Source organism: Haloimpatiens lingqiaonensis (assembly GCF_901447495.1).
GTDB classification, from domain to species: Bacteria; Bacillota; Clostridia; order Clostridiales; family Clostridiaceae; genus Haloimpatiens; species Haloimpatiens lingqiaonensis.
Genome location: NZ_CABDWS010000066.1, coordinates 1 through 17347 on the forward strand (window position 1 = coordinate 1; position 17347 = coordinate 17347).

At 30.5% G+C, this 17347-nt stretch carries 19 protein-coding genes; 2 read left to right on the forward strand and 17 right to left on the reverse strand.

Annotated elements, in window-relative coordinates:
• From FGK85_RS11820 to cdaA, 14 genes are all read right to left on the reverse strand, one after another.
• Positions 1–375: hypothetical protein (locus tag FGK85_RS11820; protein ID WP_341472459.1), on the reverse strand; the 375-nt coding region annotated here is incomplete at its 3' end.
• Between the two features lie 248 nt (positions 376–623).
• Positions 624–953: a DUF2089 domain-containing protein gene (locus FGK85_RS11825; RefSeq protein WP_138206888.1), complete on the reverse strand. Its 330-nt coding sequence runs from the start codon at positions 951–953 to the stop codon at positions 624–626.
• A gap of 128 nt (positions 954–1081) precedes the next feature.
• Positions 1082–1795, reverse strand: a complete 714-nt coding sequence (locus tag FGK85_RS11830) for a polymer-forming cytoskeletal protein (protein ID WP_138206890.1) — start codon at positions 1793–1795, stop codon at positions 1082–1084.
• 122 nt (positions 1796–1917) lie between these two features.
• Positions 1918–2445, reverse strand: a complete 528-nt coding sequence (locus FGK85_RS11835) for a 2-oxoacid:acceptor oxidoreductase family protein (RefSeq protein WP_138206892.1) — start codon at positions 2443–2445, stop codon at positions 1918–1920.
• Between the two features lies 1 nt (position 2446).
• Positions 2447–3199: a thiamine pyrophosphate-dependent enzyme gene (locus FGK85_RS11840; protein WP_138206894.1), complete on the reverse strand. Its 753-nt coding sequence runs from the start codon at positions 3197–3199 to the stop codon at positions 2447–2449.
• Positions 3199–4269: a 3-methyl-2-oxobutanoate dehydrogenase subunit VorB gene (locus FGK85_RS11845; protein ID WP_138206896.1), complete on the reverse strand. Its 1071-nt coding sequence runs from the start codon at positions 4267–4269 to the stop codon at positions 3199–3201. Before FGK85_RS11845 ends, FGK85_RS11840 begins: the two co-directional genes overlap by 1 nt.
• A 19-nt stretch (positions 4270–4288) precedes the next feature.
• Positions 4289–4507 carry a 4Fe-4S dicluster domain-containing protein gene (locus FGK85_RS11850; RefSeq protein WP_102399103.1) on the reverse strand — a complete coding sequence of 73 codons (219 nt, stop codon included), beginning with the start codon at positions 4505–4507 and terminating at the stop codon, positions 4289–4291.
• A 92-nt stretch (positions 4508–4599) separates the two neighbouring features.
• Entirely contained in the window at positions 4600–5265 is a 666-nt protein-coding gene (locus FGK85_RS11855; RefSeq protein WP_138206898.1) for a P-loop NTPase, read from the reverse strand.
• A gap of 161 nt (positions 5266–5426) precedes the next feature.
• On the reverse strand, positions 5427–6497 hold the full coding sequence (buk, locus tag FGK85_RS11860; RefSeq protein ID WP_138206903.1) for a butyrate kinase: 1071 nt from the start codon (positions 6495–6497) through the stop codon (positions 5427–5429).
• Between the two features lie 28 nt (positions 6498–6525).
• A complete protein-coding gene (gene ptb / locus FGK85_RS11865; RefSeq protein ID WP_138206905.1) occupies positions 6526–7443 on the reverse strand; it encodes a phosphate butyryltransferase in 918 nt (305 codons plus the stop codon).
• A complete protein-coding gene (buk, locus tag FGK85_RS11870; RefSeq protein WP_138206907.1) occupies positions 7443–8531 on the reverse strand; it encodes a butyrate kinase in 1089 nt (362 codons plus the stop codon). Before buk (FGK85_RS11870) ends, ptb begins: the two co-directional genes overlap by 1 nt.
• 80 nt (positions 8532–8611) lie before the next feature.
• The gene (locus FGK85_RS11875; RefSeq protein WP_138206909.1) at positions 8612–10213 is read right to left on the reverse strand and encodes an NAD(P)/FAD-dependent oxidoreductase; all 1602 of its coding nucleotides are present in this window, start codon (positions 10211–10213) and stop codon (positions 8612–8614) included.
• A complete protein-coding gene (locus FGK85_RS11880; RefSeq protein ID WP_138206911.1) occupies positions 10203–11426 on the reverse strand; it encodes a CdaR family protein in 1224 nt (407 codons plus the stop codon). Before FGK85_RS11880 ends, FGK85_RS11875 begins: the two co-directional genes overlap by 11 nt.
• Positions 11396–12241: a diadenylate cyclase CdaA gene (gene cdaA / locus FGK85_RS11885; RefSeq protein ID WP_138206913.1), complete on the reverse strand. Its 846-nt coding sequence runs from the start codon at positions 12239–12241 to the stop codon at positions 11396–11398. Before cdaA ends, FGK85_RS11880 begins: the two co-directional genes overlap by 31 nt.
• Positions 12242–12412: 171 nt before the next feature.
• Here cdaA and FGK85_RS11890 point away from each other — a divergent pair, with 171 nt between their 5' ends.
• Together FGK85_RS11890 and FGK85_RS11895 are read left to right on the forward strand one after the other, a co-directional pair.
• Positions 12413–13423 carry a hypothetical protein gene (locus tag FGK85_RS11890; RefSeq protein WP_138206915.1) on the forward strand — a complete coding sequence of 337 codons (1011 nt, stop codon included), beginning with the start codon at positions 12413–12415 and terminating at the stop codon, positions 13421–13423.
• 214 nt (positions 13424–13637) lie between these two features.
• On the forward strand, positions 13638–14180 hold the full coding sequence (locus FGK85_RS11895; protein ID WP_138206917.1) for a cell wall hydrolase: 543 nt from the start codon (positions 13638–13640) through the stop codon (positions 14178–14180).
• A gap of 143 nt (positions 14181–14323) precedes the next feature.
• On the opposite strand, the gene FGK85_RS11900 is transcribed toward FGK85_RS11895, so the two are convergent.
• The 3 genes from FGK85_RS11900 to FGK85_RS11910 form a co-directional block, all read right to left on the reverse strand.
• A complete protein-coding gene (locus tag FGK85_RS11900; RefSeq protein WP_138206919.1) occupies positions 14324–15187 on the reverse strand; it encodes an NAD(P)/FAD-dependent oxidoreductase in 864 nt (287 codons plus the stop codon).
• Positions 15188–15454: 267 nt separating this feature from the next.
• On the reverse strand, positions 15455–15772 hold the full coding sequence (gene trxA, locus FGK85_RS11905) for a thioredoxin (RefSeq protein ID WP_138206921.1): 318 nt from the start codon (positions 15770–15772) through the stop codon (positions 15455–15457).
• Between the two features lie 138 nt (positions 15773–15910).
• Positions 15911–17227, reverse strand: a complete 1317-nt coding sequence (locus FGK85_RS11910) for a tetratricopeptide repeat protein (RefSeq protein ID WP_138206923.1) — start codon at positions 17225–17227, stop codon at positions 15911–15913.
• Positions 17228–17347: the final 120 nt, after the last annotated feature.

The following is a 17347-nucleotide window of genomic DNA, read 5'->3' on the forward strand; positions in this document are numbered from 1 at the left end:
TATGGCAACTACTTTTAATTTATCTATAGTACCATTTCTAAATACTTTATTTTTTACAATGGTTTTTATTATATGTTTATGAATTTCTTTTAATCCATCTAAATCAAAATCACTTAAGGAGCGCCTAACGGCATCAATGCGTGGCATTTTAGTTTTTTTAGGTATTACTTTTTTAAACTTGCCTTTTTTAAGCCAATGTTCTAATCTATTGAAACTTCTTATCTGAAGCATAAATCCAAATAACACCACGAAGGTAATTGTTGAAATTTTTACATCAGATTTTATTCTTTTATCTTTTAAGTTATTGATTTTTTCACCTATATCGTATACCTTATTAATATAAGTAAGTAATTGTTTTAAATAACTTTTACTCATTTTATCAGCATCCTTTTTAAGTTGGTTTCTTGTCAAAACTATTATAAAAAGGATGCTTTTATTATGCAAATTTTTTCTCTAAAATTTCCAGCAAAAATCAGAATTTATGGTTTTTAACCTAACCCTCAATCATTCATTATAAATCAGCGGGCTCACGCCCCAAAAATTTTTAAGCGCTAAACTTCTGACCTATCTAGGCAATTGACAATAAAAAATCCCCAAACAAATTTAGTGTTTGGAGCTTTACATTAAATATCCTCTGAGTTTATTATATTGGTTAATTCTTTTTTATCACACTTTATTTTTTTATCTACAGTATATCCCAATGCAGATATTACATCATCTAATTTAGCCCTAACTGTTGGATAAGATATTCCCAGTTCTTTCTCAACATCTTTTATGTTTCCCCTGCATTTTAAGAAAACTTCTATAAAGTCTTCTTGTTCCTTATTTAAATAGGCAAATTTAGATAAATGAAATTCATTTTGTATTATAGTACCACAATTTTTACATTCCAATCGTGTCACCGAAAGATTATTATTACATACGGGACACCTACTTATAACCTTGTGAAGCATATACTCACTCCTTTCATTTTCTTTCAGCCTTTTATATTAACAAATATATCTATAATACCTTAATATATTTATTATATAGTTTTAAAGAAAAATTTCAAGTAAAAAATTTTATACCTATTATATATATTTTAAACTTCTTTAATTTTTAAAACTTTAGCATTAGAATCTATCTTAACTTTTTCAGCATATTCTAAAGTATTTATTTCGCATCCTTCTGCAATATATACATTTTTACCTCTAACCATATTAGCAACAGTATTTTCCAAATGTATATTATCCCCTTCTATACTCTCTACAAAAAGCTTTCTTTTAATAAACAAGTTTAATAAAGCAAATCCTCCTATATCTCCATTTTTAATATTTATATTTTCCCCTCCTATTTCTTTAACTGTACACCTCCCCCCTATATCTACTTCTATATTTTCTGCATTTAACAAACCTGCTATTTCAAAATTTCCACTAGCTTTAAAATTCTCTACTTCACAATCTTTTCCTACATGTATTCCTCCGGATATTTTTATTTCTTCTCCATACAAACTTCCATCTATTTTGTTATTACCAGAAATAGACATATATTTTCCTTTAAGATCTCCTATTATATAAGCTGAACCAGAGACTTTGAAATTTTCACATTCCAGTGAACCCATTATTTTAGATGAGCCGCTTATGCTATAATTTTCAGCTTTCACATTCCCCTCAACTTTACCAGAACCACTAATTCTAAAATCCTTACAAATAATATCTCCTAATACTTTACCAGAACCGGATATGCGAACTTCATTATATTCTCCCCCACTAATAGAGCCTGAACCAGATATACTTAAATCTCTTTTTTTCTCCATTTTATCAAACCTCCAACAACAATACTCCTTTTATTATTATAAAAAGACTAAAGGTTTAACTCAGATATTTAAGTAAGAGTTAAATCCTTTAGTCTTTAAATTATCAATTACGCATTAAAATTTTATTTAGCGTATTCTGCACCTTTTTCTAATGCAGCTTTATTTACCTCATAGAATTTTTCTTTACCATGAGCTTTAAGTGCTGCTAATAATTCTTCCATAGAAACTATACCAGTCTTTTTAACAAGTGCTCCTAAAAGAATCATATTAGCTATTTTTTTGCTACCTAATTTTTCTGCTTCGGATTGAGCAGGTATTTTTATAACTTCTATATCTGTTCTTTCAGCATCTCTGTTTACTAAATCACTATCCATTATTAATAATCCACCTTTAACCATGCTTTCTTCGAATTTATCTAAAGATGGTCTATTCATAACTATAACAGAACTTGGTTCTGTAACTATAGGTGAACCTACTGGCTCTTTTGATAATATAACAGAACAGTTTGCTGTACCTCCACGCATTTCTGGTCCGTAAGAAGGAAGCCATGAAACATTTAAATTAGCATCCATACCAGCATAAGCTAAGAATTTCCCCATGGAAAGTATACCTTGTCCTCCAAAACCTGCAAATATAACCTCTTGTGTCATACTATTTCACCTCCTCAGTAGTAGAGTCTTTTTTAACTCCTAGTGGATAATATGGCATCATATTATCTCTTAACCACTGCATAGCTTCTTTAGGTGATAATCCCCAGTTAGTTGGGCATATTGATAAAACTTCTATTAATGAGAAACCTTTTCCTTCTAATTGATTTTGGAAAGCTTTCTTTATTGCTTTTTTAGCTTTTATTACATTTGGAACACTGTCTACTGAAACTCTTTCAACATAACAAGCTCCTGTTAAAGTAGATATCATTTCTGATACTCTTATTGGATGACCAGCTAAGTTTACATCTCTTCCATAAGGAGTAGTTTCTGTAACTTGTCCTGGTAATGTAGTTGGAGCCATTTGTCCACCAGTCATTCCATATATACAGTTATTTACGAATATAGTAGTTAAGTGTTCTCCTCTTGTAGCAGCATGCACTATTTCAGCAGTTCCTATAGCTGCTAAGTCTCCATCTCCTTGGTATGTGAAAACTACCTTGTCTGGATTAGTTCTTTTTATTCCTGTAGCAACAGCTGGTGCTCTTCCGTGAGCTGCTTCAAACATATCACATGCAAAATAATCATATGCAAGAACTGAACATCCTACTGGAGCTACTCCTATAGTCTTGTCCACTATGCCTAATTCATCTATAACTTCTGCTACTAGTCTATGAATAACTCCGTGAGTACATCCTGGACAGTAATGTGTAGGCACATCTAATAACGCTTTTGGTGGTTGAAATACTACCTTCATTATTTTACACCCCCTACAATTTCCTTAACCTTTGCTAGTATATCTTCTGGATGAGGAACCATTCCGCCAGTTCTTCCATAGAAATCTACTGGTTTTCTGCCATTAACAGCAAGTTTAACGTCCTCAATCATTTGTCCACAACTCATTTCAACTGATAAGTATCCATGTTTTGTGTTATTTACAGTCTTTTCAAAAGCTTCGTTAGGGAATGGCCATAATGTTATTGGTCTTACAAGTCCTAATTCTATTCCTTGTTCTTTAGCTGCCTTTATAACATTTTTACATATTCTTGATGTAGTACCATATGCAACTATTATAAGGTCTTTTTCCCCTTCACAATTATATAACTCATATTTAACTTCATTCTTTTCTATTTCTGAATATTTCTTTTGTAATTTAATATTGTGTTGCTCTAAGTCTTCTGATTTTAAATACAATGAATTTATTACATTGTGTTCTTTTCTTCCTTGTAATCCATTAGCAGCCCAATTTTTTTCTGGTAAGTTTCTTGCTGTTCTTTCTTTAAATTCAACTGGCTCCATCATTTGACCAAGCATTCCATCTCCCATTACCATGCAAGGAGTTCTATACATATCTGCTACGTCAAAAGCCTCTTGAATTAAATCTACCATTTCTTGTATTGAAGAAGGTGCAAATACTGGCAATCTGTAATCACCATGTCCACAACCTTTAGTTGCTTGGAAGTAATCTGATTGAGCTGGTTGTATACTTCCAAGTCCTGGGCCTCCTCTTACTATGTTTATAATAACGCATGGAAGCTCTGCTCCTGCAATATATGATATTCCTTCTGCTTTTAAGCTTATTCCAGGGCTACTTGAAGATGTCATACATCTTACTCCAGTACCTGCAGCACCATATACCATATTTATAGCAGCTACTTCACTTTCTGCTTGTATAAATACTCTGCCTATTTTAGGCATTTTTCTAGACATATATGCAGCTACTTCTGTTTGTGGTGTTATTGGGTATCCAAAGAAAGCTTTACAGTTAGCTTGTATTGCAGCTTCAGCTATAGCTTCATTACCTTTCATTAAAACCTTTTCTCCCATTGTCTTTCCCCCCTATAGATTATTTTTCTTCTTTTTCAACTGTTATTACAGCATCTGGACACATTCTTCCACAAGAAGCACATCCTATACATTCTTTCATTTTCTCTTCAGTTACTGTTGCTGGATGGTAACCTTTCACATTCATTTTGTCAGAAAATGATATTATTTTCTTAGGACAAGCTTCTATACAGTTGCCACATCCTTTACATCTATCTTCTCTGAAAGTTACTCTTGGCATAACACTACCCCCTTTATATATTAAATTTATATTTCACAAAATTACCAATAATAATATTAATATAAAATTTCTGAATTATCTAATTAAAAAAATTACCTCCAAGGTGGTTTCATGAATATATCTAATCCATATACCTCTACATCTACTTTATTCTTAATTTGTTCTACCAAATCCTTCCTACAAGTTAAATATTTATAAGGTATATTTAATTTTTTAGATAACTCCATAGTTTTTCTATGTCCCTCTAGTACGTGATGAATTTCTGTTTCATAGGACATATTGCTATTGGCTATTAGGCCTGTTACTTTTAATCTTGAAGTCCTCTCTATATCCTTTAGAAATTTTTCTGTATCCTCTGACTCCTTAGTTAAAGGCCTGTTATTGTTAATTACAAAATACATTTGGTAACCATATTGTCTAAAATATCTATTATACTGTCCTAGTGCTATAGCTCCTTGCTCATCTCCACCAACGTCAATTATTACCTCATGATCATCATCATCATTAAAAACAGTCATTACCTCTGAAGGGACAACCATTAACTCTGCATTAACATATTCTGGATTAGAAGATACAACTTTTATTCCTTGTTCTTCTAAATTCGTTTTTAAATCTCTTACACAAAAATAGGGATTTACTATGTCTATGTCCACAATGGTTACTTTTTTGCCTTGTTTTTTTAAATCTATTGCTGTGTTTATTGCTATTTCTGTTTTACCACTGCCAAAATGACCGGTAAAAATTCTTATTTTGCTCATGCACATCAACTCTCTTTTCAAAAATTCATTTTGTCCCTTACTTATACTTTACACCTAATTAATATCGTTTACAATAGATAATTTGCTTCCAGTATTTTTCAAATAATAACCGTTATACTGTATATTTAAGATTTTTAATTATAAATTCAAGCTCTATATTTTTACTTATATTCTCTAGCTTTTTCTTCCCCAGTTAAAACTCTAAGTCCACCTTGTGCTAAAGCTAATAGCTCGTCTTCTCCTGGATATACAACTAATGGAGCTATGAACTCTACCTTTTCCTTTATAGCTTGCTGCATATCTTTGCTATAAGCTATGCCCCCAGTTAATATTATAGCATCTACCTTACCACATAATACTGCAGCGCATTTACCAATTTCTTTAGCTACTTGATAAGCCATAGAGTCAAATAATAATTTACACTGTTTATCTCCAGCAACTGCTTTATCTCCAACTTCTTTAGCATTATTTGTTCCCAAATAAGCTACAAAACCGCCTTTTCCATTTATCTTTTTCTTCATTTCCTCTAATGTATATTTTCCACTGAAACACATTTTAGTAAGATCACCTACAGGAAGTCCTCCAGATCTTTCTGGTGAAAATGGTCCTTCTCCATCTAGTGCATTGTTAACATCTACTACTTTTCCTTTTTTATGAGCCCCTACAGAAACTCCTCCACCCATATGAGCTACTATTAAATTAAATTCTTCGTATTTCTTTCCATTTTCTTTTGCATATCTTTTAGCAACTGCCTTTTGGTTTAATGCATGGAATATGCTCTTTCTTTCTATTTCTGGCATACCTGATATTCTTGCTACTTCCTCCATTTCATCTACAACTACAGGATCTACTATGAAAGAAGGAATATTTAAAGACTTTGCAATCTCATTTGCAAGTATTCCACCTAAATTTGATGCGTGCTGTCCTTGTATTCCAATTTTTAAGTCTTCAAGCATTCTTTCATTTACACTGTATGTACCGCCTTCTATAGGTTTTAAAAGTCCACCTCTTCCAACTACAGCGTCTAAAGTTTTTATATCAAAATCCTTTTCTTTTAATACTTTTAATATTACCTCTTTTCTGAAATCTAACTGTTCAAATATAGAATTATATTTTCCTATTTCTTCAGCTGAATGTCTTAAAGTTTCTTCTAATATTTGTTTTTCATCTTCATATACACCTATTTTTGTTGATGTAGAGCCTGGGTTTATTATTAATAACTTATATGACATAACTTCTCCTCCATATTGGTATATAATTTTATTTATTTTTCTTTAAAAGCTCTGCTACAAGTGCAGCTAATGCTATTGAGTTTAATTTTGTTTCTTCACTGTCTGCTCTTGAAGTCAATACTACTGGTGCTGAAGTTCCCACTAAAAGTCCACCATTTTTACTATTAGTTGTATAGGTTAAAGTTTTGTACATTACATTTCCAGCTTCAATATTTGGCATTAATACTATATCTGCCTGTCCAGCCACTGGTCCTGAAACCTTTTTATGTCTTGCTGCTTCTTCAGAAATAGCATTATCAAGTCCTAAAGGTCCATCTATAACGCATCCCTTTATTTGTCCTCTATCACTCATTTTTGAAAGAGTTGCTGCATCTAGGGTAGCTGGCATATTAGGATTAACCACTTCTACTGCACATATTGGAGCTACCTTTGGACACTCTATTCCTACAGAATGAGCCACTTTAACTGCATTATTTACTATATCAATTTTTTCCTTAAGCTCTGGATACATATTAAATGCTGCATCAGTTAAAAATAATAATCTATTTAAAGTTGGTATTTCAAATACTGCTACATGTGACATCAAACTTCCTGTTCTAAGACCAATTTCCTTATTTAACACTGCTCTTAAAAAGTTAGCTGTATCTATAAGCCCTTTCATAACCATATCTGCTTTTTTTGAAGATACCAATTCTACAGCTTTTAATGCAGCTTTTTTGTAATCCTTTTCATCAATTATCTGGTAATCACCCATTTTCATTCCTATTTTTGTTCCAATAGAAATTATCTCTTCCTTGTCTCCTACTAATATAGCATCTGCAATTCCACTTTCCTTGGCATTTTTAATAGCCATAAGGACTGGCTCATCTTGAGCCACTGCTACAGATACTATTTTTCTTTCTATACTTTTAGCCTTTTGTAAAACCTCATGAAAATTTTTTATCATTACATCTGCACCTCTTCCTCATAAATTTTAGCATTTTCTTGTCCATTTATAACTCTTAATGCTCCTTGTGCCAAAGCTAACATCTCATCTTCCCCAGGGACTACATGTACTGGAGCGATAAATTCAACCATTTGGCTTATCCAATCTACTATTTTCTTATCATAAGCCACTCCTCCAGTTAAAATTATACCATCAACTTTACCATTTATTACTGTAGCCATAGCTCCTATTTCTTTAGCTATTTGATATGCCATAGCTTTAAATACCAATAATGCTTTTTCATCTCCAGCTTCTATCATTTTCTCTACTTTTCTAGCATCATTAGTTCCTAAATATCCTACTAATCCGCCTTCACCAATAATTTTTTTCCTAAATTCTTTTTCATCATATTTCTTGCTAAAAATCAATTTAACTAAGTCTCCTACTGGAAGTCCAGCTGCTCTTTCTGGGGAAAAAGGTCCCTCTTCATTAGCATTATTGCAATCTAATATTCTACCATTTTTAACTGGTGAAACAGTTATTCCTCCACCTATATGTGCCACTACAAAACTGCTCTTCCAAAAGGACTTGTTAAGTTCTTTGCATACTCTTCTAGTAACTGCCTTCACATTTAAAGCATGAACCAAGGATCTTCTTGGAATCTCTGGCAAACCAGATATTCTAGCCACTTCATCAACTTCATCCACTGCCACTGGATCTACTATGAAGGAAGTAACCCCTGCTTTCTTTCCTATTTCCTCTGCTATAATTCCACCTAAATTTGAAGCATGTTGTCCTTGATATCCTAACTTTAAATCTTCAAGCATAGCTTCTGTAACTTTATAGGTTCCTCCTGGCATAGGTCTTAAAAGCCCACCTCTACCTACTACTCCCTGAAGTTCTGATAAACTTATATTATTTTCTTCTAGCCATTTCAATATCTTATCTGTTCTCATGTCCTTTTGGTCATAAATTTTATTATATTTTTTTATTTCTTCTGAGTCATGAGAAAGATTGTGTGATACCACACAGTTTTCACCTTGATATATGGCTATTTTGGTAGAGGTAGAGCCTGGGTTAATTACTAAAACATATTTTCTCCCAATCATTATATTACCCCCTATAATAAAATTCCCCATTATTTTTATTTTAACAAAAATTCAGAATAAAATCTATTTTTTAATAAAATTTAAATGCCAGGTTTATATTCCTTCATAATATTTTCTGCTACTTTAAGTCCATCCACTGCTGCTGATACTATGCCTCCTGCATATCCTGCTCCCTCACCTGCTGGATAAAGGCCTTTTACAGATATACTTTCTAAATTTTCATTTCTTTCAATTCTTACAGGCGCTGAGGTTCTAGTTTCTATACCTGTTAAAATAGTATCCTCTGCTGCAAAACCTTTTATTTTTTTATCAAAGTCCATAAATCCTTCCTTCATAGTATCTACAACATACTTAGGTAAGCATTCTCTTAAATCTGCAAAATTGTATCCTGGCGTATATGTGGGCTTAACCCTTCCAAGCCTACTGCTCTTTTGATCCTTTAAAAAATCTCCTAATAGCTGTAATGGTGCAATATATCCACCACCGCCTGTCTTATAAGCCAAAGCTTCATAATGTCTCTGAAATTCCATGCCGCTTAAAGGACTATTAGATTGAAAATCCTCTGGTGATACAGCTACTACTATTGCAGAGTTTGCATTTTCACCATCTCTTTTATAATAGCTCATACCATTAGTTACTAATCTTTCCTCTTCTGAAGCAGCAGCTACTACATCTCCCCCAGGACACATGCAAAAACTATAAACAGCTCTATTTGTAGCTTTACTAGTATAACTTAATCTATAGTCTGCTGCTTTTAATCTAGGGTGATTAGCATATTTTCCATATTGGTTCACATTCATAAATTCTTGAAGATGTTCTACTCTAACTCCTATGGCAAAAGGCTTAGGTGACATAAATATTTTATTATTGTATAGCATGGTATATGTATCTCTTGAACTATGTCCTATAGCTAAAATAAGAACCTCACAAGGTATTTCCTCTCCATTTATCACTGCATATTTGATTTTGCCCTTTTCCATCACTATATCCTGAAGTAAACTATTAAACCTAACTTCCCCACCTAACTCAATTATTCTTTTTCTTATATTTTTAACTACTATTTTCAATATATCAGTTCCTATATGTGGTTTCCCCTTGTATATAATCTCCTCTGGCGCCCCATACTCCACTAGTTTTTCCAATATATAATCACATCTAACATCTTTTATCCTAGTGGTTAATTTACCATCTGAAAAAGTTCCTGCACCGCCCTCTCCAAATTGTACATTAGAATTTATATTTAACTTACCGCTTTTCCAAAATTCCTGTACAGATTCCGTTCTTTCTTCTACCTTTTGCCCTCTTTCCACTATAATGGGTTTATATCCTTTTTCAGCCATAATAAGACCGGCAAACATCCCTGCCGGTCCCATACCTACTATTATTGGCCTAGTATCTAAACTTTTGTTTCCAAAAACTATTTCATCCCTGTATACTGTATCCTCTAATTTAACGTCCTTATTATTTGCTCTAGAAACTACCTTAGACTCCTTTTCACAATTAACTTCTACAGTATAATTAAACTTAATCTTATCCTTTTTTCTAGCATCTATAGACTCTCTAAGTATTTTAAAACTTTCTACATATTTTTCTTTTAATTTAATCTTCTTTAAAGCTTTTTCTTTAACTAAGCTCATATCCTCATCTATGTCTAATACTATATTATTTACTCTAATTGTCATTAGTTTTGCTCACTTCCTTCTTTTTTATTGTTACTTTAATAGTTTGAGGGCTATACGAAACTTCATTTATATCATCAGGAATTACCACTTTAACTGGCACATTATAAGTACCCTCACCTAATGAATTAAGATCCACGTAACAACTTAAATCTGTATTTTTAAGTGCTTTTATTTTATCATCAGTACCTGATATTACTACTGAAATTTCCTTATCATTTAAAACTGCTTCTAAACCTTCCTTTAGATTTTTAGTTTTTACATCTAAAGCTATATTCTTTTGAATTACAGTATTGTATGTTATCTTTACTTTAACTTTTCCCGAGTAAGAAGTCTTTATACCCTCTGGAATTTTCAATGGTACTTCAACAGTGTCACCACTATTGAAGCTATTTAAGTCAATATCCTCCGTGAATATTTTTTCTACTTTTTTAAGTTTATATGCATCACCTGAAATAGATATGCTTTCTGGTATAATAGATACACTGGTAAAAAATTTATCTTTTGAGGGCTTAATGCTCGCTTCTATTGGAACGTATTTGGTTTTATCTAAGGGAATTTGAACTTTAACCTGGTATGGTTCCACCGAAACATAATCCACCTTGCTTCCAGATATATCTACTGGAATTACCTTAAAGGTTTCATCTATATTTTTTTCTTCATTAGTCAAATCTATATCTATAGAAGCTGCATTTACATAATTTACATACTGTTCTGCCCCACTAACTGTAACGGTATCAGGGGTAACTAATGGCTCTGCTGTTTTAAACCCGGCCTTTGCCTCCCCTTTAATATTTAGCTTTACTGGAACTTTCTTTTGAGAAAAATTATCCAACTCCATTTTCACCCATAAACTCTCTGGATTTATTATGCTTACATTTCCTGGAGAACTTTTCACTTCAACGGGTATTTTCATAGTTCCTTTTTTAAGTGCATAATTACTTATGTCCGCTTCCAACTTAAAAGATGATGGTTTTATGGCATAAATTTCACTAGTAGCACCCTTTACTGTTACATTTACCGTATAACTTTGCTTAGGCAACTGTACTAAATCGTATTGTGATAATACATCCTTATTTACAATATTTACTTGAACATTTCTTATAACTGTGGTCTTTATAGGATTTTCAATATTTGATATATAAAGCCATAATCCAAAGGCAACTATTAGGCAGCATATTTTTATTATGAAATCTTTTCTTCTCTTTTTATCCATCCCTTCACCTTCTCTTTAAAAGAACTCTTTTTCTTTTTTCTAAATTGCATTATCTTTATCAATATATCCTTTAATTTATCTTTATCATAATTTCTTGTTAATCCACCATTTACTGCTAATGAAATAGTTCCTGTTTCTTCTGATACAATAATAGTTAAAGCATCTGAATTCTCCGAAATACCTATAGCTGCCCTATGTCTTGTACCCAACTTTTTATTTATATTATTATTGTTTGTAAGAGGAAGAACACATCCTGAGGACACTATTCTGTCATTTCGTATTATAGTAGCACCATCATGCAGAGGAGTATTTACTACAAAAATATTTTCTAAAAGCGCTGAACTAACAACCGCATCTATGTTAGTTCCCGTATTAATTATTTCTGCTAATCCAGTTCTCTGCTCTATAACAATCAATGCCCCTGTTTTACTTTCTGACAAATTTTCTACAGCAGTAACTACCTCAGTAATAACTTTATCCATAGTTTCATCATCTTCTATTATATGTTTATCGAAGGTGCTCCTCCCTATATGCTCAAGAGCCCTTCTGATTTCTGGTTGAAAAATAACAACAAAAGTTAAAAGTCCTATGGGCAAGGTTTTATTTAAAATCCAATTTAACATATCTAAATGTAAAAAACTACTTACAGGTATCATTAAAAATATGAGAATTATTCCTTTAAGGAGTTGTTCTGCTCTAGTCTCTTTTATTAAATTATATATTTTGTAAAATATATAAGCTACTACAATTATATCCAATAAGGAAATTATACTCATATCCTTAATAGTTTTTATTATTATATTCAATGCTTGCATAATTCCACCTTCTTCTAATACGTTGTTCTTTTATAATCTTATAATATAATTATACACTATGACAATTATTTATAGTATAAAAAACATAAACTAAATTAAACTAAAATAATTAGAATATTATAGAATTTATGATAATATAAAAGTATAAATGATATATGAGGAGGGTAAGTCATGGAGAATAAATCTAAAAAAATTATAATAAAAATTTCTATTATATCTGGAATTATAGCTATTATAGCATTAGTTTTCTTTACTACATATTACTTTTCTATAAATAAGTCCTTTAATGGCTATAAAGCAAATATAAGTAATGTGGTAAATTCAATAAATAAGATTAATTCTGGTGTAGAAAATTTAAACTTTAAAGATAAATTTGATCCCAAAGTCATATCAGAGGATTCGTTAAAAAGAGCAAAACAATTAAATGACATAAAAAATAAATTAAATAACATAACGCCTCCAGCAAAATATAAGGACTCCTATAATTATTTAATTAGTGGCTTAAAACAAAATATATCTATATATAACTATTTAATTAATTTACTGAAAGATCCTACTAATACAAACTATCAAAAAAATATTGATAATATAAAGTATTGCTACAGGGAATGTGAAAAATACTATTCTGCATTTACCATGGATAAGCTATCTTTAAATTCTCTAAAACCAGTATCTGATCTTATAAATGCTTCTACTAACTATACTTATGAGGAATTTAAAAAGTTTCGTGATAAGGAAATCTCTCTAAATCAACTGATGGATTTTTCCGAAAAAATCGATTCTGTATATATGAATTTTTCTAAAACAAAAAAGGACTACTTTACTTTGCTACCTCAGGTTAGGGAAGGCAAAATACACTACAGTGACTTGTTAGATAACTTAAATGAAGACTTATCACAAATAAAGATAATTAGCAAGGATTTGTATGCCATAAGCATTCCAGAAAATCAAATTACTATCTATAACTCTTTAAAAACATTACTAAATGATTATGATGATTATTTACAAAATTTCAAATACACAATTAGCATAGAACAAGTTAAAAATGGAAATACTGTTGTAGATATAGAAGAACTAAATGCTCTATATGATAGTGCAAATGCTAAATTAGCAAATGTAAATATAAACCAAGAAAACTTTACAAATTTATATAAAGAATTAAAAAAATCTATTTATAAATAAATTTTTATAAAAACAACCTCAATTACCCTATGATAATTGGGGTTTTATTCATTAAGTGAAAAATAATAGATTTTTTTATGATTATTTGTATTATTTTTTTCTAGTGGGGAATACTATCAATAAATTCATGTTATTTGAATTTATAATAGCCTTTTATTAGGCTTTCACCTTTTCCTATTGCCGTATATTTTGCAAGAATAAAAGGAGGAAAAAAATGAAAAAATTTAAAGCTTTTCTTTTAATATTTACCTTATGTATTGGTCTAACAAAGGTAGAAGTATTAGGCAAGGAAAGCGTACCACTAGAATACGAAAATTCTACTAAAAATTTATACAAAGAGAAAGAAAATGGATTGGTGGCGGTTTTTAATGACAAAAAAGCTTACTACATTAGCAATGACGACATATTCTTAATGTCTCAAATAGTTTATGCTGAAAGTCGTGGGGAACCATATGATGGAAAAGTAGCAGTGGCTTCTGTTATATTAAATAGATTAGTTAGTCCTGATTTTCCAAACACCGTAGAAGGAGTTGTAACACAAAAAAATGCCTTTTCTTGTGTTAAAAATGGTAGGATCGACGTAAAACCAAATGATGAAAGTTACAGAGCAGTACTAGATGCTTTAAAAGGAAAAGATCCCACTTCAAAGGCTGTATTTTTTTATAATCCTAAAATATCTACCTGTAGTTGGATGAAAAACATAAATAAAAAGAATCCCAAGTCCATAGGAAACCACATATTTTTTGCAGTAAAATAAGTGGTTAGGGATTTTTAATTAAAAAGGCTATATTAAAGAGAGTCCTAATTCTCCTCACATAGCCTTTTTTGTTTCATATAATTTTTTATACCTATTTTTTATATTCTATGATTTACTATTTATCATTTTCCATATAGTTGTTACTATTTTGTCCTGTTATCTAATAAATTTACAGCTCTCAACGCCGCCACTTGACCTTCTCCAGCTGATTTCATATATGCATAAGGTCTTCCCACACAATCTCCACAGGCAAAGCATCCTGGTATATTAGTCTGCATATGCCTATCTACTTTAATATGTCCATCTTCCATTTCTAGCCCAGGAACCAATTGACTTGGCGGTACACTATCCTTTAGTGGGAATACCCCGTCGGTTTCTATCTCTCTATTTTTCAACACTAATTTTCTAACCCTTAAATCTCCTATAACCTCTAATGGAGTATCTTTTACAAGTTCTACAGTACTTTTTATATTATACACTCCATTGTACATAGGAACATAATAAACCTTAGCTGCCAGTTCTGAAACAAAATTAGCTTCTTCCTCAGCTTCCTTATTATATCCTATTATACTCACAACTTTATTCCTATATAAAGGAGCATCACAGGTAGCACAATATCCAACACCTCTACCTAAAAATTCTTCTTCCCCTTTTAAAGGTCTTGTAAACTCTATACCAGTGGCTAAAATAACTGTTTTAGCCTCATAATTATTATCACCTGCCATAAGTGCAAAGTAGTCCCCCATGGCATACACATTGTTTACTCTTTCAAAATTTATCTTTATATCCATAGCTTTTATATGATTTGCAAATTGTTCTTTAAGCTCTTGCCCTTTTATTCCATGGAAACCTAGATAATTATCTATCCTTGGAGCTTTTATAAGTTTATTACTAAACTGTTCATTTCCAAATACTATTATTTTTTTATTTCTAATTTTAGCATTAATCGCTGCAGATAAACCTGCAGGACCACTTCCTATTATAGCTATATCATATCTATTGCTCATATATTCTATTCACTTCCTTCTATGTGAACTGTATCTCTACAGACTAACCTGTAAAAATTACGGTTATTTATTACACAACTCAACTTTCACGTATAAATTTTAAGTTCTACAGTATACAAGGTAATAAGTAATCCCATTACTTACCTGCAAATTTATATTTTTATTTTATAACTGGGAAAGTTCAATTACACAATTTATAAAATATAAACAATATATATATACATTCATCTCCCACCTATATACGATGAGAGATGAATTTTATCTATACTAAATATGTGATTCTAACACTTTCATTATTTCATTTTTAGGTCTGAAACCTACCATATTTCCAACTACAGAACCACCTTTAAATACCATTACTGTTGGTATACTTGCTATTCCATATTTTTGAGCTATATCTGGATTTTCATCTACATTTACTTTAACAAATTTAGCCTTACCTGATAACTCATTAGAAACATCTTCTATAACTGGTCCTAACATTCTGCATGGTCCACACCAAGTTGCCCAAAAATCCACTACTACTGGAACATTTTCCTCCATAACCTCTGTATTAAAATTCATTGAACTTATTTCCTTAACCATAATATAACCTCCTCGTACCCCCATAGGGTATCTTTATATTTACATTTTATAGCTTTTTATTATTAAAGTCAAGCACATCTAATTACTTTTTCACAATATGAATTACATATATTCTGTAAATCATATATCATTTGTATTTTACTTTCCATTGAGTATATCGTTTATTTTAGAATTATTATAAATGGAACTGCCATAATAATTTTTTAGTTCCCTTGCATATTTTTTAGCTAAATTAATATCGTTAAATCTATTTAGTATAGCTAATTTATATAGTACTACTTCTTCATAATTTCCCTTTGCATAATTATCTCTATACTCATTATAATATACCAATGCATTTTGTATATCTTCTTCCTTTTCATAGGTAGTAGCTAAAAAATACAATATATGCTCTTGAAGATAATTATTATCAGAAAACTTCTTAGCCCTTATTAAATCTTCTTTTGCTTCTTTTATTTTATTATTTTTATTTTCCTCTAAAGCCTTTTGGTAAAAAAAGTTTACTCCTTCACTTCTTAATAATTCTACACTTTTATGATATGCTAATTTTTCATTTATAGTCAATTGTTCTTCTTTAATATTTTCTATATAGTTATATATTTTATAAAAATCTTTTTCGCTTATATATGCATTTATTATATTTAAATCAAATGCCTGTTTTTGAGCAATCCCCTTTTGGTTATCAGCATTATTCTTTGTATCATTAGAATTTTTATTATTAGTTCCAATACTATTTTTATTTTGTTTATTCTGCTGATTTTTTTCTACCTTATCTTTATTTTTATCTTCATTTTTTTCTTTATACTCTTTTTTCACAACTATTTTTTGCGAATTACTATCTTTGAATTTTTTTAAATATTTTCTTAATCCAATAGCTGTTAAGAAGCTAACTATAACAATTAACATTATTGCTATAATCCAAGTTATTTCTTTTTTATAACTTTTATTAATAACTCCATATTTCTGAAGCATTTTTTTATTTTTAATAGCTGCTTCATTGTATCTATCCATGGTTAAAACCTTGTTTATGTAATCTTCACTTTTCTTATAATCACCTTTTTTTATATAACAACTAGCTATATAATTATTTAAATTTATACAATTAAAATCACTTTTTTCACATTGAGTAAACATTTCTAAGGAATCGTTTATCTTTATATCATCATAAAGTTTAACCCCTTTTATATACAAGGACAATCTTTCCTTATCATTCTTACTATCTTGCAAATACTTTTTAGATACCATATCTCCATTATATTTATAATTTATATTCCACATCTTTTGAGCATTACCTAGCTCTCCTTTAAAATAATAAAGTAATCCTATGAAATTCAATGTGGAACTATTTTTATTATTACACTGTAAACTTTTTTTACTTATATTTAAAGCTTTATCTATATAACCTTTTTCAAAAACTTTAACTGCTTTTCTATACAATTTAGATGACTTGTCCATTTTACACCTCTTAAACTTAGTCTCTAATCCCTAACAAAGACTTTATTCAAATATTTTAATTAAAATTCTGTAATTATTTATATAAATATTATATTAACATATAATCGTATAATCCTATAT